The organism is Akkermansia muciniphila (assembly GCF_040616545.1).
Classification (GTDB): Bacteria; Verrucomicrobiota; Verrucomicrobiia; order Verrucomicrobiales; family Akkermansiaceae; genus Akkermansia; species Akkermansia muciniphila_E.
In genome coordinates, this window is the sequence record NZ_CP156688.1 from 877,438 (window position 1) to 897,832 (window position 20,395).

Here is a 20,395-nt window from a genome sequence, read left to right on the forward strand (position 1 = left end):
TCCCAAACGCAGGTTCCCTATCACACTCATATCTTTTTCAACATCGTGGCACGTATTCTTGTAGGCTTATCCGGCGGGGTGGACAGCTCCGTGGCAGCAGCCCTGCTCGTGGAGCAAGGGCATGACGTGGTGGGAGCCTATATGAAAAACTGGGTGAATGACGAGGGCATTCCCGGCGAATGCCCGTGGGAACAGGATATTCAGGATGCTCTGGCCGTCGCCAAAAAAATCGGCATTGAATTCCGGGTCATCGACCTGGTGGACGAATACCGCGCACGCATCGTGAATTATCTGATTGAAGGCTACCGCGCCGGATACACGCCCAATCCGGACGTGCTGTGCAACCGGGAAATGAAGTTCGGCGTCTTTCTGAATTACGCCCTGGAGCAGGGGTTTGACGGCGTCGCCACAGGCCACTACGCCCGCAGACTGGATACGCCGCAAGGCTCCTTCATCCTGCGCGGGCGGGACCCGAACAAGGACCAGTCCTACTTCCTGTCCCTGATGCGCCCGGACCAGACAGCCCGCGCCGTGTTCCCCCTGGGGAACCTGCTGAAGCCGGAAGTCCGCGTGCTGGCGGAGAAATACGGCCTTCCCACGGCGCGCAAGAAGGACAGCCAGGGCATCTGCTTCATCGGCCAGGTGAAAATGAGCGACTTCCTGCGCCACTACCTGCCGGACAAGCCCGGCAAAATCGTGGATACGGAGGGAAAAGTGCTCGGCTCCCACAACGGCCTGCACCTGTTCACCATGGGCCAGCGGAAAGGCCACGGCGTCGCCTCCCCGCGGGAGGGAATCGCCTATGTGGTGGTGGGGAAGGACGTCAAGCGCAACCGCCTGATCCTGGGGTATGAGGACGCGTCCACACAGGGACTGTACGCGGCCCATGCGGTGGTCGGCGGCATTTCCAATACGCTGGCACCCCTGCCTTCCCGCGTGATGGCTCAGCCCCGCTACCGCGCCAAGGCGGAATGGGCCTCCTGCGAATATCTGGAAGAAGGAAAGGTGCGCCTGAGCTTTGACACGCCCCTCCGGGCGCTGGCCGTGGGGCAGGTCTGCGCCTTTTACGACGGAGGCAAGCTGCTGGGCGGCGGTTTTTTTGAATCCATAGAACCATGATTGACCCGGAACGCACCATAGCCGCGCAGGCTACCGCCGCAGGACAGGGAGCCATCGCCGTCATCCGCATGAGCGGCCCCGGCTGCATGGACGTCCTGAAACAATGTACTCCCGTGGCCTTCACGGACCGCCTCCGGCCACGCCGTGCGACGCTGGCCCGCATTCTGGACGCGGAAGGAGGCACCATTGACCAGGCGCTTATCACCTGGTTCCCGGCTCCGGCCAGTTATACGGGGGAGGACACCGTGGAAATCTCCTGCCATGGCGGCATGCTGGTGACGGTCCGCCTGCTGAAACGCCTGTACCAGTGCGGGGCCTCCCCAGCGGAACCGGGCGAGTTCACCAAGAGGGCCTTCCTGAACGGTCGCATGGACCTGACCCAGGCGGAGGCCGTCATGGACGTCATTTCCTCCGGGAGCGACCTGGCCCTGAAAGCCGCGCAAAGCCAGTTGGACGGAGGCATCGGCTCCCAGGTGAACGAACTAAAGGACAGCCTGATTCACGTCCTGGCCCATATTGAGGCCTATATTGACTTTCCGGATGAGGATATCTCTCCGGACACGGCTTCCGCTCTTCTGGAGCGTCTCCGGCAGATGGAAGAAAAGCTTTCCGCCCTGCTCCGGACCGCAGAGGGCGGCCGCCTGCTCCGGGAAGGAATCCGCACGGCGATCGCCGGACCGCCCAACGTCGGAAAATCCAGTCTGCTGAATACCCTGCTGGGGTATGAGCGCGCCATTGTCAGCAACATTGCCGGAACCACACGGGACACGGTGGAGGAATCCATCCAGCTCGCCGGGCTGGCCCTGCGGCTGATTGACACGGCAGGCGTCCGGGAATCATCCGACGTGATTGAACAGGCCGGCATCACCCGCACCAACCGGGCGCTGGAAACCGCGGACCTGGTTCTGGAAGTGGCGGACGCCTCCGCGCCCCGCACAGAACCCTTCCTGACCGCCGGGTGCACCGCGCCGCGGCTGCTGGTCCTGAACAAGTGCGACCTGGGAATCCATCCGGACTGGAAAACCATTCCCGGCATCAGGTTCTCCTGCGCCGCCGGAGAGGGCAGAGAGGAGTTGGAAGAAGCCATTGTCCGCGCCTTTGCCTCCGCCCTGCCCGGTGAAACGGGCAGCTCCCAGGTGGCCATCAACGCCCGGCACCAGCATGAACTGGGCCTGTGCCTGGAGCACATCCGGCTGGCTTCAGAGTCCATCTCCCGGCAGGAGAGCCCGGAATTTACGGCATTGGAACTCAGGGAAGCCCTGACGCACCTGGGGGAAATTACCGGAGCCGTGGATACGGAGGACGTCCTGGGCGCTATTTTCTCCTCCTTCTGCCTGGGCAAGTAAACCCTCCGGAACGTCCGGAAACGCCATTCAACGGGCGGCTGCCGTTACTTCCCGCCGGGCTTCCCGGCAAGGGCCTCCTTCTCCTCCTCTTCCAGGGCTTCCGGTTCCGCCTCCGGCGTGAACAGGGGGATGTAGGAAGGCAGGTTCCAGTTCCACCGGATGGCCGCCAGGCGCACGGAGAGCGTGACTACGAACCCCGTCACGAAGCAGGTGGAGGAGTCGATCCCGAAGTAGTAAAGCACCGCGTACGCCACGCCGCCCAGCAATGCCGCGGTGGCATACAGTTCCCCGGGGCGGAACACGTAGGGAACATTCCCAGTGAGCACATCGCGCAGCAGGCCGCCCGCCACGCCGGTGCAGATGCCCATCATCACGGAAACGGTGGAGGTATAGCCGTGGAGATAGGATTTTTCCGTGCCGATCATGCCGAAGAGGGCCAGCACGATGGCGTCCGCCACGCGGATGGTGCCCATGGGGGGCGGATATTTCTGGGCTACGTAGAAGGTTCCCAGGCTGGTGACGACAGCGGCCAGGACGAAGATTTCCCCGGAAGGGAGCGTCCAGTACACCGGAATGTCGAGCAGGACGTCGCGCACGGTTCCCCCGCCCAGGGCTGCCAGGGTGCCGCAGACAATCACGCCGAACAGGTCCATCTTCACCCGTGAGGAAGCAATGGACCCCGCCAGGGCTCCAATGATCGTGCTCATGATTTCACAGATGGAGAGGAACATGGCGGGGGAAAGGAGAAAGAGGAGGGCTTCAGCAGACCCGTATCCACGGCAGGCAGGAGTCCTGGCTGGCGCAGAACAGGGAGGTGGAGGCCAGCCCCATGTCATGCAGGGTAGCACGCATCAGGCTTTCTGCCAATGCCGGAGAATTGCTTTCTGCACTCAGGTGGGCCAGCACCACGTTTTTCAGGGCGTCATGGGCGATGCGCCTCAGCAGGTCGCAGGCCTGTTCGTTGGACAGGTGGCCGTGCTCGGAGGCTATGCGCTGCTTCAGCGGCCAGGGCCGCTTGGGGGTGGCGGCCAGCATGTCCGGATCATAGTTTGATTCCACCACCAGGCTGTCCACCATGGAGAGGTGCTCCGCCACGCTTCCGGGAGCGTGCCCCGTATCGGAAATGAAGCCCAGGCTGGACTGTTCCGTTTCAAACTTGAATCCCACGGGGTCCACGGCGTCATGGTAGGTGGCAAAGGGGGTGACCACAATGTCCCCTATTTTAAAGGACTGCCCTTTTTCAAAGTAGGCCCAGGGGGCTTCCGGCGCCTTTTCCTGAACGCACATGGCCGTGTGGCGCGTGGCATAAACGCGCACGGTGTATTTCTTGGTGAACTGGTGCACGCCTTTCATGTGGTCGGTGTGCTCGTGGGTGAGCAGGATGGCGTCCAGATCATCCGGCTCCACGCCGGCGGATTTCATTTTATCCCGCAGCCTGGCGGCGCTGAACCCGGCATCCACCAGCAACACGGTTTCCCCCGCTTTCACGATGGTGGCATTTCCTCCGCTGCCGCTGCCCAACACGCAAAACTGCATCATGCGCGGAATATAATACCGGCCCCGGAGCGGCGCAAGACCGGATCAATGCTTTTTTTCACGACATGAACACAAGAAAAAATACTTTTTTCCAGTACGGGGTTGACATTTCAAGTGCATTAAAGTGTATTGAAGTCACTACGTAGTGTACTTGCATGTGATGAGCAGTGTATCTGACAACCTTTTTGGTGCATACACCCACAAGCTGGACCCCAAAAACCGGATTGCAATTCCGACTGAATGGAGGCCTACCGAAGGTTGCGCCCTGCTCCTGTTGTCCGGACGGCGCCTTGAACTGCCGACCGTTAAAGCCTACACGCGGGAAAAATTCCAGCAAATCATTGATAAGATTGAATCTACTCCCGGATACACGGAGGCGCAGATTGACCTGTTCATCGGCAGATTATACGCCAATTGCGTGGAGGCCGTCATTAACGCCCAGGGTAAATTGCTGATACCCAAACAAATGTGCGAGCACGCACAATTAAGTTCCTCCGTCAGGCTAGCCGCGCGGAGAGGATACTTCGAATTATGGGAACCGTCCCTCTACGAAGAGGTTTCCCGGCGTGAAAACGCCAGCATCTCCGACATCAACCAATCCTACGGCATTCTCTAATCTCCCTTCATGCCCCCTGACTCCACCATTCCGCCCACGCATCAGGCCCGTCCCTACGCAACGCTTGCGCTGCGCCCGGGCTGGCTTGTTTCCAGCCTGGGCGTCGGAGCCAGAACCGGGCTGGATGCGGAAGTCACGGCGTATTCCATTGTTTTCTGGGGGCATGACGCCCTTCCGGCGCAGGATATGATCGCCTGGCAGCAGGAAAAAACGCGCATCACCGGGGAAATGTCCCTGGCGGGCCAGAAGGGCGCCTATGGCAAACTGGGCGCATTGTCCTCCAGCCTGAACCGGGCTTTTGACGACCACGTTGAGCTTTCCTTACGCGCGGGCGCGGGTACGCACATCCGCCCGGAGGAGGGTCAGGCCCTGGCGGACGGCCTGGCGGACGCCACCTCCTGCCGCGTGCTGGCGTGGAGCATCTGCCGCAACCATGTGCACGTGATTGCGGAGCTGACGGAGGAGATGGGCGTGGACGAGCTGGTCTGCTCCTGGAAGGCGCTCGCCCCCTCCATGGCCTGGGAAAACGTGTACCATACGGAAGCCTTGAAGGCTCCGGAAGCCGGAGCCAAAGTGGACTCCCTGATTGCCGAGCTGGGGGATGACGCCGTTTCCACCGCCGCTGACGCGGAAACGGACGAAGCCGCCTCCGGCAGCGGCTTCAGCCACATCACCGTTCTGCTACATGAAACGGTGGACATGCTGGACGCAGGACCCGGCAAACTCATCGTGGACTGCACGCTGGGCGGCGGCGGCCACACGGAACTTCTTCTGGAGCAGGGCGCTACCGTCTGGGGCATTGACCGTGATCCTGACGCCCGCCGCGCCGCCATGCTCAAGCTGGCCCGTTTCGGCAACCGCTTCAAGGTGCTCGCGGGCAATTTCCAGGATGTGGAAGCCATCCTCGCCGGGCAGGGCGTTTCCCGGGTGGACGGCCTACTGGCGGACCTGGGCGTTTCCTCCCACCAGCTTGACACCGCCTCCCGCGGCTTTTCCTTCCGGGAAGACGGCCCGCTGGACATGCGCATGGATACCCGCGCCGCCTTCTCCGCCCGGAACCTGGTAAACGAGGCTCCGGAGGAAGAGATCGCGGACATTCTCTGGCAGTTCGGCGAGGAACGCGCCTCCCGCGCCATCGCCCGCGCCATCGTGAAGGCCCGCTCCCAAGCTCCCATCACCACCACCGCCCAGCTTGCCCGCGTGGTGGAATCCGTTCTCCCCCGCAAGGGCAGGCAGCACCCCGGCACCCGCACGTTCCAGGCCCTGAGAATCGCCGTCAACGGTGAGCTGGACGCCCTGGACGCCCTGCTGGATTCCTCCGTGCGTCTGCTCGGCAAGGGGGGCCGCATGGCCGTCATCACCTTCCACAGCCTGGAAGACCGCAGGGTCAAGCAGTTCTTCGACCTCCGGAGCCGTCCGGAGATCGACCGCCCGGAATGGCCGGCGCCGCGCCCCAATCCGGATTACTGCTTCCGCCTGCTTTCCCGCAAGCCCGTCACCGCGGGAGAAGAAGAACTTTCAACCAACCACCGTTCCCGCAGCGCCAAATTGCGCGGCGTGGAAAAAATCATCTGACACCCTCTCCTTCGCCACCACCATGAAAAAATTCAAACAGCGTTTCACCGGCCACCAGATCAGCGTAAGCATGATCATGTGGCTCATTGCCTTCGCCGCCCTGACCTGCGGAGCGGGCATCACTTATGCCGTGCTGAAGAACGACCAGATCCAGGTCGCCCGCGACATCAAGCAAATGAACGAGGAGATCGCCTCCTGCGAACTCACGAAGGAATACTACCGCTCCAAGACTTCCTCCCTGACCAGCCGCTGGGCCATCCGCGACCGTCTGGCCCAGGACAAGTCCAGCCTGCAGCCTATTGAGCCCTCCGCCATCGAATACATTTCTTCCGAAAACGCCTCCCGCATTGCCGCGGCAGGCAATTAATGCGTTGAGCCGTTCATGACCACGATCACGAAGTCCAGATTTGCCAGAAGAAGCCTCGTCCTGTGCGGCGTGGCGGGCGCTGCGGTCATCTGGCTGATGCTGACGCTGGTCAACCTCCAGCTGGTTTCCCCCCGGAAAACGGGCGGCGTGCCCAGCGGCGGCATCATTGAACGGGAGGTTCTTCTGCCCCAGCGCGGCCGCATCATGGACGCCAATGAGGAAATCCTGACCAACAACATGCAGAGCTCCGAGCTGATCGCGGACGGCTACCACCTGAACGATCCCAAGACCATCAGCTGGGCGCTTGCCTATTCCAAGGCCGTCCATTCCGCCTTCTGGGAAAAAGCCGTGACGGAAAAGGAAAAGGAGAAGCTCGTTTCCGGCTTCCGCAGCAAGATTCTGGGCCAGGCGGCCAGCAGAAAGGACGGCAGCAAGGAACACAACCTGGCGAAAATCCTGCTGGAAGAACCCGAGGACGGCCCGGAAGGGGTGGACATGGCCAAAAAGAAGCTGGAAGAGCTTTATGAGCCGGAGATGGTGAAGGAGTACGTGCAGGCCCATCTGGAATACGCCGCCCGCGTAATCGCCCCTTTCCTGCCGGACGTGAGCGTGCAGGACATCATCAACACGGTGGAAAAGGACGGGGAGATTCCCAAGAAGCGCATCGTCATCGCCAAGAACCTGTCCGAGGAAAAAGCGGAGCTGCTGCGGCAGGCCATCCAGAACGCCCGCGTCCAGGGGTTCCGGTTTGAGACTTCTTCCAAACGCGTTTATTCCGTGCCGGAATGCATGGTGCACATCCTGGGCTACATTGCCCAGACGAAGGACAGCGGCCCCCGGCCCGTGGCCCTTTCCGGCCTGGAAAAGCAGCTGGACGACCAGCTTCTGGGCCACAACGGCATCAGGGAGTACCGGAAGGACAGCCGCGGGCGCATCATCCCCTCCGCGGATTCCCGGTTCAAGGACGCCGTGGACGGCCTGAACGTGCGCCTGACGGTGAACATGGAGTACCAGACCATCGTGGAGGAGGAACTGGACGCCGCCATTTCCTTTTACACGGACCAGACCCACAAGCCCCGCGGCTGCATCATCGTGGTGGAGCCCAAGACCGGCAGCATCCTGGCGATGGCCAGCCGCCCCCACTATAATTTAAATACGCGCGAGGGGCTTCAGGAGGGAGCCTACCACTTCGCCGTGCAGTCCCTGTACGAACCCGGCTCCACCTTCAAGATCGTTTCCGTCACTTCCGCCGTGGATACCGGGAAGGCCACGTTTGACACCATGATCAACTGCACGCCGTACATGGTCCCCGGCTCCCGCCCCGTCACGGACGCACCCCGCTTCTACAGCGGCCTGACCGTAGCCGGAGTGCTGAAAAAATCCAGCAATCCGGGGGCCTTCCGCATTGCGCTCAGGTCCGGCTGGCCCACCTATAAAAAGTACTTTGACCTGTACGGCTTTTCCTCCAAGACGGGCATCGACCTGCCGGGGGAAACCAGCAGCCAGTGCCAGGACGGCAACAACTTCGTCAACTTCTCCCGCATCAGCTTCGGCTATTCCCTGATGGTCTCCCCCCTCCAGGTCGCCATGGCTTACGCCGCCATCGCCAATGACGGGGTGCGCATGCGCCCGCGCCTGGTGGACGGCATTTATGTGGATGACAAGAACTTCCAGCCCTCCCCTCCCGTGGAAGCCTGCCGGGTCATGAGCGTTAAAACGGCGCGGAACCTACGGAACGCCCTGTTCCACGTCACGGACCTGGACGGCACCGCCAAAAGGGCGCGGATTGAAGGCTACAACGTGGGGGGCAAGACCGGAACCGCCCACAAGGTGAAGCCCACGGGCGGCTATTTTGAAAACCGCTATACCGTCTCCTTCGTGGGGATGCTTCCGGTGGAAGACCCGGCCTTCGTCTGCCTCATCGTCATTGACGACCCCACCTCCAAGCACTGCCACCCCGGCGGCGGCACCGTATGCGCCCCGGTCTTCCAGAAACTGGCCACCCGGCTGGCGGCGGCCATGAACATTCCCAAAAACACTCCTTCCGCAGATGCGGACAAGAAAGCCTCCCGGGCGCAAGCCTCTTCCTCCACGTCCAAACCGCCGCGCAGATAAACCACATCATGAAGCTACTTACGTTACTCAAAGACCTTCCCGCCCATACGCTCACCGGCTCCCCCCAGGTGAAAATCTCCCATCTGGAATGCGACAGCCGCCGCGTTCTGCCCGGCTCCTGCTACATTGCCGTAAAGGGAACCCAGGCGGACGGCCATGAGTTCATCCCGGAAGCCATCCGCCGCGGAGCCTGCGCCATCGTCGCGGAAATGCCCTGCACGAAGGAAGCGCGGGACGGCGGCGTCTCCTGGGTGGAGGTGAAGGATTCCCGCCTGGCCGCCAGCCTGATGGGCGCGGCCTGGAACGGCCATCCCTCCCGCCACATGGCCATGATCGGCGTGACGGGGACGAACGGAAAGACCACCACGGCCTACATCGCCCATTCCCTGCTCAAGCAGTCCTGGATGCGCGCCGGGCTGGTCGGCACCATCGCCTATGACAACGGGGAGGAAATCACCCCCTCCACCCACACCACGCCCGGCCCGCTGGAACTGGAGCACCTGCTGAAGGAAATGGAGGAAAACGGCTGCCGCGGCGTCTCCATGGAGGTATCCTCCCATGCGCTGGACCAGGAACGCGTGGCGGGCATCAATTTCAACGTGGGCATTTTCACCAACCTGACCCAGGACCATCTGGACTACCACCATACCATGGAAAACTATTTCCAGGCCAAGGCGAAGCTGTTCGAGCAGATGGCGCAGGAAACCAAGGCCCGCCGCAAGCCCGTGGCCGTCATCAACATTGACGACGCCTACGGCCGCCGCCTGGCGGAGATGTTCTCCGGCCGCATGGCCGTGAAGACCTACGGTTCCGCCCTGGGTGCGGATTTCCGCATGCTGGTGCACCACGCCACGGCCAAGGGCAGCGAGTATGAACTGGAATACAAGGGGAAAAGCTACCTGGTGCGCGTGCCCCTGATCGGCAAATTCAATATGTACAACAGCCTGGCCGCGCTGGCGGCCGTCATCTGCGCCGGCATCCCGGTGCGGGACGCCATCGCGAACCTCCAGAACATTCCGCAGGTTCCCGGCAGGCTGCAATTGTTCACCCACCCCGGAGGCGCCCAGATCTTCATTGACTACGCCCACACGCCGGACGCCCTGGAAAACGTTTGCAAGACGCTCAAGGAGATCTGCTCCCGCCGCTTGATCACCGTGTTCGGCTGCGGCGGGGACCGGGACAAAGGCAAGCGCCCGCTGATGGGCGCCGTGGCCGCGCGCCTGTCTGACGCCTGCATCGTCACCTCCGACAATCCCCGGAGCGAGGAACCCCTCTCCATCATCAGCCAGATCACGGCGGGCATGCCGGAAGGCAGGTACGCCATCATCCCGGACCGCGCCCGGGCCGTCGCCACGGCCATTGAACAGGCCCGGCTGGGGGACATCGTCCTCATCGCGGGCAAGGGCCATGAAAATTACCAGGAGCTTTCCACCGGGCGCATTGATTTCAGCGACGCCAAGGAAGTGCGCCGCAACATGTTCATCAAGGAGCGGGAAGAATTCCCGCAGGCATAATACACGCACCATCATTTTCATGACCTCCCTCACGGCACACGGCATTTGCAATGCCATCGGCGGAACACCGGTCAGCGGCCCCCTGGACAGGGTCGCCTCCGGAGGCGTGTGCACGGACAGCCGCGCCCTGCCGCCCCATGCCGTTTTCTTCGCGCTGGAGGGGGAGCATTTTGACGGCAACCTGTTTGCGCCGGAAGTTTCCCGCACCGCGGCGGCAGTCGTCGTCAGCCGCGTGGAACCGGGCATGGACCCCTCCTGCGCCGTCATCCTGGTGGAGGATACGCTGAAGGCCCTTCAGAAACTCGCCTCCTGGTGGCGCGCGGGCCTGACCCTCACCGCCGTGGGGCTGACGGGCTCCAACGGAAAAACGTCCACGAAGGACCTGGCGGCCTCCGTCCTTTCCCAGGGTTTCCGGACCATTGCCACGAAAGGCAACCTGAACAACCACATCGGCGTTCCCCTCAGCATCCTCCAGGCCTCCCCGGCGGATGAAGCCGCCGTGTGGGAAATGGGCATGAACCATCCGGGAGAACTGGCCCCGCTGTGCGACATGATGCGCCCGAAGATCGGCATCATCACCAGCATCGGCACCTCCCACATTGAATACATGGGTTCCCGGGAAAACATCGCCCGGGAAAAATGCACGGTGGCGCGCTGTCTGCCGGAAGACGGCTTCATGATTTTTCCGGCGGACTGCGATTACGCGGACATGATCCGCCAGTCCACCCGCGCCGCCTGCATTGACTGCGGCATTGACGCCGGAACCGTCCGCGCGGAAAACCCCGTTTCCACGGAAAACGGGACGCGCTTCACCCTCGCCATCCCGGACTTCTGCCGGGAGGAGGTGGAACTGCCCGTGCACGGCCGCCACATGGTGGGCAATGCGCTGCTGGCCGCCGCCGCCGGCTGGGTGGCAGGTCTTGCGAAGGAGCAGATCGTCTCCGGCCTCAACCGGGCGCAGCTTACGGGCGGCAGGCTCCACTGCACCCGGGTCAATGATATCCTGGTGGTGGACGATACCTATAACGCCAACCCGGATTCCATGCAGGCCGCCCTGCGCACTGCAGCGGAACTTTCCTGCACCGGCAGGCGCTTTGCCGTGCTGGGCAGAATGGGGGAACTGGGCACGTTCTCCGCGGAAGGCCACGCCCTGGTGGGCCGCACGGCGGAACAGCTCCGCTTTGACTGCGTGGTCAGCGTGGGGCCGGACGCCGCGCGCATCACGGACGCCATTTCCCCCGGTTCCTCCACCCGGGCCGTGAACCTGGACACCGCAGAAGAAGCAGCCGAATGGCTCCGCAGCCACACGGCTCCGGGAGACATCGTTCTCTTCAAGGGCAGCCGCCTTGCCCGGATGGAGCAAGTCATGAACCTCACCTTCCCGCCCCAGTAAATTTTATGCATTCCCTCATTGAACAGCTCAGCCCCGCAGGGGCGTTTGCAGAACCGGCAGGGAGAGCCCTGCTGGCCTGCCTCATCTCCTTTGTCCTGACCATGATGTTCGCCCCGCGGGTCATCCGCGCGCTGATTTCTCTGAAAATCGGCCAGCCCATCAGGACGGCGGAGGAAGTGCACAAGCTGGCGGAGCTCCACGGCGCCAAGGCGGGGACGCCCACCATGGGCGGCGTGCTGATTACAGGTTCCATGGTGGCGGCCACCCTGGTATGCGCCAGAATGAGCAATCCCTTCATCATCGCCTGCCTGTTCGTCACGCTGGCTCTGGGGCTGCTCGGCTTCCGGGACGATTACCTGAAGGTAGCCAAGAAAACCTCGGACGGCATTTCCGCGCGCAAAAAACTCCTCATCCAGTTCCTGGCCGGGCTGATAGGCGTCACGTTCCTGTACCTGTACCCGGAAGGCGCTCCACGCGTGGAACTGAATGACTACGTTTCCTCCCTCTTCATCCCGTTTTACGGCCAGGTGAACCTGCCGTGGTACGTTTACATCCCCTTCGGCACCGTGGTCATCATGTCCGCCTCCAATGCGGTGAACCTGACGGACGGGCTGGACGGGCTCGCTTCCGGCTGCTCCGTCACCACGGGCATTTCCTACGCCATTCTTGCCGCCATCTGCGGGAACTGGCTGATGGCGGATTCCCTGGACATCCCTTTCCACCCCGGCGCAGGTGAAATCAGCGTCTTCATGATGGCCCTGGTGGGGGCCTGCCTGGGCTTCCTGTGGCACAACTGCTACCCGGCCAAGGTCTTCATGGGGGATACCGGCTCTCTGGCCCTGGGCGGGGCGTTCGGCATGGCCGCCGTCTGCACGGCGCAGGAACTTCTCTTCATCGTCATCGGGGGCGTCTTCGTCATGGAAGCCACGTCCGTCGTCCTCCAGGTGGGCAGCTACAAGCTGCGCCACGGCAAGCGCATCTTCGCCATGGCCCCCATTCACCACCACTTTGAACTTAAGGGATGGAAGGAAACGCAGGTAATCACCCGCTTCTGGATGATCAGCCTCCTGCTGGCGTTCCTGGGCCTGTTCCTGATCACCACCGCCTGACAAGCCACGGACATGCAGCTCAACAACCTCAACATAGCCGTTCTGGGAGCGGGAAGAAGCGGACGCGCCGCCGCGCGCCTAGCCATAAAGCACGGCGCCCGCGTGCGCGTGTTTGACACCTCCGCCTCCATCGGCAAATGGCCGGAAGACATTCCGCTGCACGCCGCCGCCACGGAGGAAGACGGGCGCGCCTTCCGTGCGGACCTGGTGGTCATCTCCCCCGGCATTGAGACGGACAGCTCCTTCGTCAAGTCCTTCGGGCGGGAAGGCGTGGAGACCATCGGTGAAATGGAACTCGCGTTCCGCTTCTACCATGGCCGCATCATCGCCATCACTGGAACCAACGGAAAAACCACCACCACGTCCCTGGTGGAAAAAATCCTGCTGCGCGCCGGAAAGGAAGCCGTGGCCTGCGGCAATTACGGCGTTCCGATGTCGGAAATCCTGCTCCGGGATTCCGTTCCGGACGTGCTGGCGCTGGAGGTCAGCTCCTTCCAGCTGGAAACCATCCGCGACTTTCACCCGGACGTGGCCGTATGGCTCAACTTCGCGCCGGACCACATGGACCGCTACAAGTCCGTGGAGGATTACTACCAGGCCAAGCTGCACATCTTCGACAACCAGACGGCAAACGACCTGGCCGTGGTACGCGCCGGGGAACGGCTCCCGCAACTGAAAGCCTCCGTCCGCACTTTCAGCTCGGAAGCCCCGGCGGCGGACCTTTATTACCGTGAACCCCAGGTCATGGAGAAAGGCGCCGCGCTGCTGAACCTGGCGGATACCACGCTGAACCAGCGCCACAACGCGGAAAACGTCATGGCTGCCGTGCTGGCCTGCCGCCACCTGGGCATTCCCGCGGAAACAGCCGCGGAGGTATTGAAGGAGTTCACGCCCCCCGGCCACCGCTGCGAGACCGTCCGCACGCTGGACGGCGTGCTGTGGCTGAACGATTCCAAGGCCACGAACCTGCACGCGCTGGAAGCGGCGCTGAAATCCCAGAACTCCCCCGTGCTCCTCATTGCCGGAGGCAAGGACAAGGGGCTGGATTACGTGCCCCTGCGGCCTGCGCTGAAGAAGAAGGCGCGCGCGTGCGTCGTCTTCGGTCAGATCGCGGACCAGCTTCAGGACGCCTTTTCCCCCGTGGTTCCTACGGAAAAAGCCGCGGACGTGGCGGACTGCGTGGCCCGCGCCCGCGCCCTGGCGCGGCCGGGAGACACCGTCCTGTTCTCCCCCGGCACTTCCTCCTTTGACATGTTCACCGGCTACGTCCAGCGCGGCCAGGCCTTCCGGGACGCGGTGAACGCCCTTACCCCCCTTCCCTGACAACCCACCAGAAACCCACCATCATGAAAACGACCAAGACCCCCGATCACAATCCGACCGGACGCACCCGTCCGAAACGCAAAATGGGCACCGTGCTCCGCGCCAAGCTCAGCAGGTACCGCGCCCGCGTCTCCGAATTTGAAGACGACGCCCCCAGCAGCACCGTCGTGCGCTGGCTCGTCGTCCTCCTTCTTCTCCACCTTCTCGTGATCGGCGGCGTTTATGTCCGCAGCACCTGGTTCAGAAACACCACGGAAACCGTGGAGATGGCGGCCACACTGCCTACGCCGCCCACCGTTGCCCAGACGCCCGCGCCTGCGGCGGCTCCCGCTGTTCTGCCCCGTGTCCCGCAGGCCGCCCCCGCCGCCCCGGTCACCATCACGCAGCCGGAACAGGTGGTGGACGCCCGGCCGAACAGGCATCCGGCTCCCGCCCCCGCCGCCCAGGAGCATATTCCGGACGCCGCTCCGGTGGCAGGTCCTGCGCGCCACATTGTGCGCACGGGGGACACCTGGGAACGCGTTGCCCGTGACAACCGGGTGGCCGTCAATGACCTGAAGACCGTCAACCCCAAGGTGCAGCGCCTTGTCAGCGGAAGCACGCTGGTCATTCCCGCACGCCCCGGCGACAAGCCCGTGCAGGAAAAAACCGCCGCGGCTGAAGCGGAACTGGACGGCGTGCCTCACATCGTGAAAAAGGGTGAAACCCTCTCCGTCATCGGCCGCAAGTACAAGATGAACTGGCGCAATATCCAGAAATTCAACAAGATGAGCGACAAGGACGTAGCTCGCCTCAAGATTGGTCAAAAAATCATGATTCCCAAGAAGTAGTTCTTCTCCCTTCCCAGCCCCTCCCGCCATGTCTTCCAAAGTCTGCATGATTCTGGTCTGGTTTTTCGTCATCTGCCTTCTGGTCGTGGGCCTGGTGATGGTATCCAGCACGGCGGCGTGGGCGGAGGAAACCACGCACCCTTACGAACCCCTGTTCAAGCAAACGGCCTTTGCCTGCGCGGGCCTGCTGGGGGCCCTGGTCCTCTCCCGGATAGATTACCGGATATGGAGGAAGTACATCTGGTGGATCCTGGGATTCGCCTCCTTCCTGCTGGTGCTGTGCTACATGCCGGGCATCGGCAAGGAAATCAACGGGGAACGCCGCTGGATCACCATCGGCATGCAGTTCCAGCCCAGTGAATGCGCCAAGCTCTGCATGATGATGGCGCTGGCCCACTGGCTGGCCCTGTACCGGGACCGCACCACCTCCTTCTGGTGGGGGTTCGCCATGCCCGGCATCATCTTCGGCGTTCCGCTGGCGCTGATTCTTTTTGAAAAGGACATGGGCACCTCCGTAGCGCTGGCCCTGGCCGCGTTCTGCGTGATGTTCGTGGCGGGCACGCGTAAAATTTACCTGGGCGGCGCCCTGGCCCTGGCCGGGGGTGCGCTTTACGTTCTGGTGCAGAGCAACGCCAACCGCCTGGAACGCTTCCTGGCCTGGAAGGACCTGGACGCCCACCGCCTGGGCGCGGGACTCCAGCAGTACCGCGCCTCCATCGCCCTGTCCCGCGGGGGACTGGACGGAGTGGGCCTGGGCAACAGCGCGGAGAAGCACGGCACGCTGCCCTTCGCCCATACGGACTTTATCTTCGCCCCGCTGGGCGAGGAATTCGGCTTTTACGGGACCATGTTCGTCCTGCTCTGCTACTTCCTGATGACGTACGCCGGCATCGGCGTGGCCATGCAGTGCCGGGACGCCTACGGGCGGTTCCTGGCCGTGGGGATTGTCGCCATCATCTTCTGCCCCGCCATCCTGAACATTGCGGTGGTGACCAACGCCGTTCCCAACTCCGGCCTGCCCCTGCCCTTCATCAGCTTCGGGGGGACCAACCTGGTCTTCACGCTGGCCGCCCTGGGCATGCTCACCAGCATCCAGAGATTTTCCACCGGGGCACAGCCCAACTGTGAAATCACCCGCAAAGACGAACGCTCCATTGATGTAAGATTATGACTGAACCCTCTTCCACACGCCCCCCCCTGAACATCGTGATTGCCTGCGGCGGCACGGGGGGGCACCTTTTTCCCGGCATCGCCGTGGCCCAGGAACTTAAAAAGCGCGGCCACAACGTCACCCTGCTCATCTCCCAGAAGAAGGTGGACGCCCAGGCCAGCCGGAATTACGGCGATCTCAACTTCCGCACCATTGAGGCCATTGCCATGCCCAAAATCCCGTCCATGTCCCTGCTGGGTTTCGGGATCAAGCTGTACAAGGCCATCCGTTTCAGCCGCAGCCTGCTGGACGAGGTGAACGCGGACGTCGTCATCGGCATGGGAGGGTTCACCTCCTTCCCGCCCGTGTACGCCGCCCACCGCAAGGGCATCCGCACTTACGTGCATGACTCCAACGCCCTGCCCGGCAAAGCCAACCGCATGACCGCCAAGTGCTGCACGAACGTGCTGCTGGGCATTGAGGAAGCCAGGCACTACTTCAACCCCGCCAAGTGCATCGTCACCGGCACTCCGGTGCGCCAAGAGATGGAGGAGCGCAGGGACAAGGATGAATCCAGAGCGGAGCTCAACCTGCCCAAGGACCGCCGCGTGGTCCTGGTGATGGGCGGTTCCCAGGGAGCCAGGAACCTGAATTCCCTGGTCATTGAAGCGGCCCGGCAGTGCGCGGACCTGTGCGACTTCCTCATCATCACCGGCTCCGCAGACTTTGCGCGCGTGAGCCAGCTCACGGCGGACATGCCCCATGTGCACGTCATTGAATTCTGTTCCGCCATGGCTACCGCGTACGCCGCGGCGGACGTGGTCATTTCCCGCTCCGGGGCGTCCAGCCTGACGGAGCTGGCCCACATGGGGAAGGCGGCCCTGCTGGTTCCCTACCCCTTTGCCGCGGACGACCACCAGGCGCATAACGCGCGCGTTTTCGCCGCCCACGGCGCGGCGCGCATGATGCGTGAAAACACCCTCACGCCAGACGATATTACGGCTTTTCTGAATGAAGTCTTCAAGGATTCCTCCCTGCTGGCCTCCATGAATGAATGTGCTTTACGTCTGGATACGCCTGATGCAGTATCCCGCATCGCCAATGTCATTGAAAATACGGACCATGCAGCCATCCATGATTGAGATTTTACGCAAACGCCTGATGGACAGGGAACACCCGGCACGCCTGCACCTCATCGGCGTAGCGGGTTCCGGCATGTCCGGCCTGGCGCTCATGCTGATGGAAATGGGCCACCGGGTAAGCGGCTGCGACCGGGTTACGAGCACGGAAACGGAACGGCTCCAGAGCCTGGGCCTGTCCTTCTCATGCCCCCACTCCGCGGACGCCGTCTCGGACGCGGAAATCGTCATTTATTCCAGCGCCATCCGGGAGGACAATCCGGCCCTGGCTGCCGCGCGCAAGCTGGGCATCCCCTGCATGCGCCGCGCGGAATGCCTGGCGGCCATCCTGAACGGGAAGAAGGGCGTGGTGGTCTCCGGCACGCACGGGAAAACCACCACTTCAGCCCTCTGCGCGCACCTGATGCGGGAAGGCCGCATGCGCCCGTGCCACTACGTGGGGGCGGAAATCCCCGTGCTGGGCACCAACGCCCACTGGAACGAGGACAGCGAGTACCTGGTGGCGGAAGGGGACGAAAGCGACGGCACGCTGGTGAACTACATCCCGGAGCACAGCATCGTCCTCAACATTGAGCCGGAACACCTGGACCATTACAAGGACCTGGATGAAATCAAGGCCGTGTTCAACCAGCTGTGCTCCCAGACGCGGGGCAGCATCATCTACTGCCGCGCCCATCCCGGCGCTGCGGACGTATGCGCCGCATACCCCAATTCCGTTTCCTACGGCTGGTCCGATGCGGACTATACCGCCACGGACGTTCTGGAACGCCGCGGCCGCACCCTGTTCACCGTGCTGAAGGGGGGGGAGGAACTGGGCCGCGTGGAGCTGGGCATTCCCGGCCGCCACAACGTGCTGAACTCCCTGGCGGCCATCGCGCTGGCAACGGAACTGGGCGTGGATTTCCCGGCGGTGACGCGCGGACTGGCCTCCTTTGCCGGAGCCAAGCGCCGCTTTGAAACCAAATACCTTTCCCCCTCCATCCGGATTGTGGACGATTACGGCCACCATCCCACGGAGATAGCCGCCACCCTCCAGACCGCCCGTTCCCTCCAGCCGAACCGCCTGGTAGTGTACTTCCAGCCGCACCGCTACACGCGCACGCAGATGCTGGCGGACGACTTCGGCAAGGTGCTCCAGGCGGCGGACCTCGTCTTTGTGGCGGACGTTTATCCCGCCAGCGAACTGCCCATCAAGGGAGTGAGCGGGCAGACCATCATTGACGCCATGCACAAGCACGGCCCGGTGGAAACCCACTACCTCCCCAACCTCGCCACGGCGCACCACGCCATCGGCAACGCGCTGAACCCCGGAGACCTGTTCCTGACGCTGGGAGCCGGGAACGTCCATGAATGCGGCATGCGCATTGCCCATGACCTGGCCCTGCTGGAAGACCTGGAACGCACCGCGGGGGAAGATTTGAAAGGCAGGCTGTACGAGCCCATGTCACGCCACACCACCATGGGCGTGGGCGGCTGCGCCCAGTACTGGCTGGAGCCCTCCACCTTTTCCGGGATGCGGACGGCGGTCAACTACTGCCGGGACCGGAACATCCCCGTGCACGTCATTGGCCGCGGCTCCAACATCATCGTCAGGGACGGCGGCCTGCGCGGCGCCGTCATCCACCCCTCCGGCGGCGAATTCGACGTACTGGACATCCAGGGCAGCCATATTTCCGCCGGTGCGGGCGTGCGCCTGAAAAAGCTGGTCTCCGCCTCCGTCCAGAACGGCCTTGGCGGCCTGGAATGGATGGACGGCATTCCCGGCAACGTGGGGGGAAGCCTCCGCATGAACGCCGGAGCCATGGGCATGGACATGATTCAAAACCTGGTCTCCGTCGTCTGCCTGGATGAAGACGGGGAAATCCGCAGCCATACGAAGGAGGAGCTGAACGCCCAGTACCGTTCCATTCCGGACCTGGCCCACAACTTTGTTCTTCAGGCCGTGTTTGAGACGCGGCCCGCTTCTACCCGGGAAATGGAGCAGCGCCTGGAAGAAGCCCGCGCCAAGCGCAAGCTCACCCAGCCCGTAGGAGCCAGCTCAGGATGCATCTTCAAGAACCCGGCTGAAATCCCGGCGGGCAGGCTCATTGACGAGCTGGGCCTCAAAAACGCCTGCGTGGGGGATGCCTGCGTGTCCGACGTGCATGCCAACTTCATCATCAACCGCGGCCACGCCAGGGCGCGGGACATCACCATCCTGATTGACATGATCCGGAAAGAAGCCATGGAAAACCGCGGCATTGACCTGAAATCGGAAGCCCAGGTCATCGGTGACCGGGAACCTCAATTTTAACCTATTCATTATTTTATTCCAACATGAGCACTCTCAAGCGCGACCTCAGGATCGCCCTTCTTCTGGGCGGTCCCGGAGCTGAACGGGAAGTATCCCTCGTCTCCGGCAAATCCGTTTACGACGCCCTGTGCCAGGCCGGATTCACCAACGTAACGCAGGTGGACGTGCACGGCCCGGACTTCCGCCTGCCGGAAGGCACGGAACTGGCCTACAACATCATCCACGGCACCTTCGGCGAGGACGGAGCCCTTCAAACCATTCTGGAGGAACGCGGCGTTCCGTACACGGGTGCCGGCTCCCGTTCCAGCGCCCTGTGCTTTGACAAGGCCGAATCCAAGAAAGTGTTCCTGGACGCCGGAGTGCCCACCCCGCGCGCGGAAATTCTGGACTGTTCCGGCGGCATCGTGATGCCTTCCCTCCCCCTCCCCTTTGTCATCAAGCCCCCCTGCGAGGGTTCCAGCGTGGGCGTCCACATTGTCCACAGGCAGGAAGACATTCTCCCCGCCATGGAGGAAGCCGTTACCCACGGTTCCACCGTGCTGGTGGAGGAATTCATTCAGGGCCGTGAACTTACGGTGGGCGTTCTGGACGGGGAGGCCCTCCCCGTCATCCATATCTGCCCCCGCTCCGGGTTCTACGACCTGAGCAACAAGTACCCGTGGATGAACATGGGCGGCGGCACGGACTACATCTGCCCCGCGGACCTGCCGGAGGAAACCGCCCAAAAGGTGCAGGATGCCGCCCTGAAGGCCTACCGCGCCGCCGGCGTGGAAGTGTACGGCCGCGTGGACGTGCTGCTGCGTGAACAGGACGGCGAGCCTTTTGTGCTGGAAATCAACACCATTCCCGGCATGACCCCCTCCAGCCTGCTGCCCAAGGCCGCCGCGGCCGCAGGATGGCCCTACGGCTCCCTTTGCGAAAAAATAGCGGAATTATCGCTAGCCACCCCCCGGAAATAGCGTAATATCTG

17 protein-coding genes are annotated in these 20,395 nt (G+C 62.8%); 15 read left to right on the top strand and 2 right to left on the bottom strand.

Going from position 1 to position 20,395, the window contains the following annotated elements:
• Nucleotides 1-45: 45 nt before the first annotated feature.
• Nucleotides 46-1,119, top strand: coding sequence for a tRNA 2-thiouridine(34) synthase MnmA (gene mnmA / locus ABGM91_RS03600; RefSeq protein WP_354833751.1), 1,074 nt, complete (start codon nt 46-48; stop codon nt 1,117-1,119).
• A complete protein-coding gene (mnmE, locus tag ABGM91_RS03605; protein WP_354833753.1) occupies nt 1,116-2,465 on the top strand; it encodes a tRNA uridine-5-carboxymethylaminomethyl(34) synthesis GTPase MnmE in 1,350 nt (449 codons plus the stop codon). Before mnmA ends, mnmE begins: the two co-directional genes overlap by 4 nt.
• 44 nt (nt 2,466-2,509) lie before the next feature.
• Here mnmE and ABGM91_RS03610 read toward each other — a convergent pair whose 3' ends face one another.
• Together ABGM91_RS03610 and ABGM91_RS03615 are read right to left on the bottom strand one after the other, a co-directional pair.
• Complete coding sequence (locus tag ABGM91_RS03610; protein ID WP_354833755.1) at nt 2,510-3,172, bottom strand: trimeric intracellular cation channel family protein; 663 nt, start codon at nt 3,170-3,172, stop codon at nt 2,510-2,512.
• A gap of 52 nt (nt 3,173-3,224) precedes the next feature.
• A complete protein-coding gene (locus tag ABGM91_RS03615; RefSeq protein WP_354833757.1) occupies nt 3,225-4,004 on the bottom strand; it encodes an MBL fold metallo-hydrolase in 780 nt (259 codons plus the stop codon).
• 157 nt (nt 4,005-4,161) lie between these two features.
• On the opposite strand from ABGM91_RS03615, the gene ABGM91_RS03620 reads away from it, so the two are divergent.
• The 13 genes from ABGM91_RS03620 to ABGM91_RS03680 are packed head-to-tail and all read left to right on the top strand — an operon-like array spanning nt 4,162 to nt 20,384.
• Nucleotides 4,162-4,617, top strand: a complete 456-nt coding sequence (locus ABGM91_RS03620; protein WP_215426948.1) for a hypothetical protein — start codon at nt 4,162-4,164, stop codon at nt 4,615-4,617.
• Between the two features lie 9 nt (nt 4,618-4,626).
• On the top strand, nt 4,627-6,192 hold the full coding sequence (gene rsmH / locus ABGM91_RS03625) for a 16S rRNA (cytosine(1402)-N(4))-methyltransferase RsmH (RefSeq protein WP_354833759.1): 1,566 nt from the start codon (nt 4,627-4,629) through the stop codon (nt 6,190-6,192).
• Between the two features lie 22 nt (nt 6,193-6,214).
• A complete protein-coding gene (locus tag ABGM91_RS03630) occupies nt 6,215-6,559 on the top strand; it encodes a hypothetical protein (protein ID WP_102712671.1) in 345 nt (114 codons plus the stop codon).
• A gap of 15 nt (nt 6,560-6,574) precedes the next feature.
• A complete protein-coding gene (locus ABGM91_RS03635) occupies nt 6,575-8,674 on the top strand; it encodes a penicillin-binding protein 2 (protein WP_215426947.1) in 2,100 nt (699 codons plus the stop codon).
• A gap of 8 nt (nt 8,675-8,682) precedes the next feature.
• Complete coding sequence (locus tag ABGM91_RS03640; protein WP_354833762.1) at nt 8,683-10,188, top strand: UDP-N-acetylmuramoyl-L-alanyl-D-glutamate--2,6-diaminopimelate ligase; 1,506 nt, start codon at nt 8,683-8,685, stop codon at nt 10,186-10,188.
• Between the two features lie 19 nt (nt 10,189-10,207).
• Nucleotides 10,208-11,581 (top strand): UDP-N-acetylmuramoyl-tripeptide--D-alanyl-D-alanine ligase, encoded by a 1,374-nt coding sequence (gene murF / locus ABGM91_RS03645; protein ID WP_354833764.1) that lies wholly within the window; start codon nt 10,208-10,210, stop codon nt 11,579-11,581.
• A gap of 5 nt (nt 11,582-11,586) precedes the next feature.
• Nucleotides 11,587-12,690 (top strand): phospho-N-acetylmuramoyl-pentapeptide-transferase, encoded by a 1,104-nt coding sequence (gene mraY, locus ABGM91_RS03650; protein WP_354833766.1) that lies wholly within the window; start codon nt 11,587-11,589, stop codon nt 12,688-12,690.
• 12 nt (nt 12,691-12,702) lie between these two features.
• Nucleotides 12,703-14,013, top strand: a complete 1,311-nt coding sequence (murD, locus tag ABGM91_RS03655; protein ID WP_354833768.1) for a UDP-N-acetylmuramoyl-L-alanine--D-glutamate ligase — start codon at nt 12,703-12,705, stop codon at nt 14,011-14,013.
• A gap of 23 nt (nt 14,014-14,036) precedes the next feature.
• Nucleotides 14,037-14,843: a LysM peptidoglycan-binding domain-containing protein gene (locus ABGM91_RS03660; protein ID WP_354833770.1), complete on the top strand. Its 807-nt coding sequence runs from the start codon at nt 14,037-14,039 to the stop codon at nt 14,841-14,843.
• A 28-nt stretch (nt 14,844-14,871) separates the two neighbouring features.
• Nucleotides 14,872-16,014: a putative peptidoglycan glycosyltransferase FtsW gene (locus ABGM91_RS03665; RefSeq protein ID WP_354833772.1), complete on the top strand. Its 1,143-nt coding sequence runs from the start codon at nt 14,872-14,874 to the stop codon at nt 16,012-16,014.
• Nucleotides 16,011-17,135 (top strand): undecaprenyldiphospho-muramoylpentapeptide beta-N-acetylglucosaminyltransferase, encoded by a 1,125-nt coding sequence (gene murG / locus ABGM91_RS03670; RefSeq protein WP_354833774.1) that lies wholly within the window; start codon nt 16,011-16,013, stop codon nt 17,133-17,135. Before ABGM91_RS03665 ends, murG begins: the two co-directional genes overlap by 4 nt.
• The gene (gene murC / locus ABGM91_RS03675; RefSeq protein ID WP_354833776.1) at nt 17,128-19,425 is read left to right on the top strand and encodes a UDP-N-acetylmuramate--L-alanine ligase; all 2,298 of its coding nucleotides are present in this window, start codon (nt 17,128-17,130) and stop codon (nt 19,423-19,425) included. The genes murG and murC overlap by 8 nt, the downstream gene beginning before the upstream one ends.
• A gap of 23 nt (nt 19,426-19,448) precedes the next feature.
• Complete coding sequence (locus ABGM91_RS03680) at nt 19,449-20,384, top strand: D-alanine--D-alanine ligase (RefSeq protein ID WP_354833778.1); 936 nt, start codon at nt 19,449-19,451, stop codon at nt 20,382-20,384.
• Nucleotides 20,385-20,395: the final 11 nt, after the last annotated feature.

Excerpts from the sequence above, each read along its gene's own strand:
- mnmE (WP_354833753.1), top strand. The coding sequence starts at position 1,116 with ATGATTGACCCGGAACGCACCATAGCCGCGCAGGCTACCGCCGCAGGA.
- ABGM91_RS03610 (WP_354833755.1), bottom strand. The coding sequence starts at position 3,172 with ATGAGCACGATCATTGGAGCCCTGGCGGGGTCCATTGCTTCCTCACGG.
- ABGM91_RS03615 (WP_354833757.1), bottom strand. The coding sequence starts at position 4,004 with ATGATGCAGTTTTGCGTGTTGGGCAGCGGCAGCGGAGGAAATGCCACC.
- ABGM91_RS03620 (WP_215426948.1), top strand. The coding sequence starts at position 4,162 with ATGAGCAGTGTATCTGACAACCTTTTTGGTGCATACACCCACAAGCTG.
- rsmH (WP_354833759.1), top strand. The coding sequence starts at position 4,627 with ATGCCCCCTGACTCCACCATTCCGCCCACGCATCAGGCCCGTCCCTAC.
- ABGM91_RS03630 (WP_102712671.1), top strand. The coding sequence starts at position 6,215 with ATGAAAAAATTCAAACAGCGTTTCACCGGCCACCAGATCAGCGTAAGC.
- ABGM91_RS03635 (WP_215426947.1), top strand. The coding sequence starts at position 6,575 with ATGACCACGATCACGAAGTCCAGATTTGCCAGAAGAAGCCTCGTCCTG.
- ABGM91_RS03640 (WP_354833762.1), top strand. The coding sequence starts at position 8,683 with ATGAAGCTACTTACGTTACTCAAAGACCTTCCCGCCCATACGCTCACC.
- murF (WP_354833764.1), top strand. The coding sequence starts at position 10,208 with ATGACCTCCCTCACGGCACACGGCATTTGCAATGCCATCGGCGGAACA.
- mraY (WP_354833766.1), top strand. The coding sequence starts at position 11,587 with ATGCATTCCCTCATTGAACAGCTCAGCCCCGCAGGGGCGTTTGCAGAA.
- murD (WP_354833768.1), top strand. The coding sequence starts at position 12,703 with ATGCAGCTCAACAACCTCAACATAGCCGTTCTGGGAGCGGGAAGAAGC.
- ABGM91_RS03660 (WP_354833770.1), top strand. The coding sequence starts at position 14,037 with ATGAAAACGACCAAGACCCCCGATCACAATCCGACCGGACGCACCCGT.
- ABGM91_RS03665 (WP_354833772.1), top strand. The coding sequence starts at position 14,872 with ATGTCTTCCAAAGTCTGCATGATTCTGGTCTGGTTTTTCGTCATCTGC.
- murG (WP_354833774.1), top strand. The coding sequence starts at position 16,011 with ATGACTGAACCCTCTTCCACACGCCCCCCCCTGAACATCGTGATTGCC.
- murC (WP_354833776.1), top strand. The coding sequence starts at position 17,128 with ATGATTGAGATTTTACGCAAACGCCTGATGGACAGGGAACACCCGGCA.
- ABGM91_RS03680 (WP_354833778.1), top strand. The coding sequence starts at position 19,449 with ATGAGCACTCTCAAGCGCGACCTCAGGATCGCCCTTCTTCTGGGCGGT.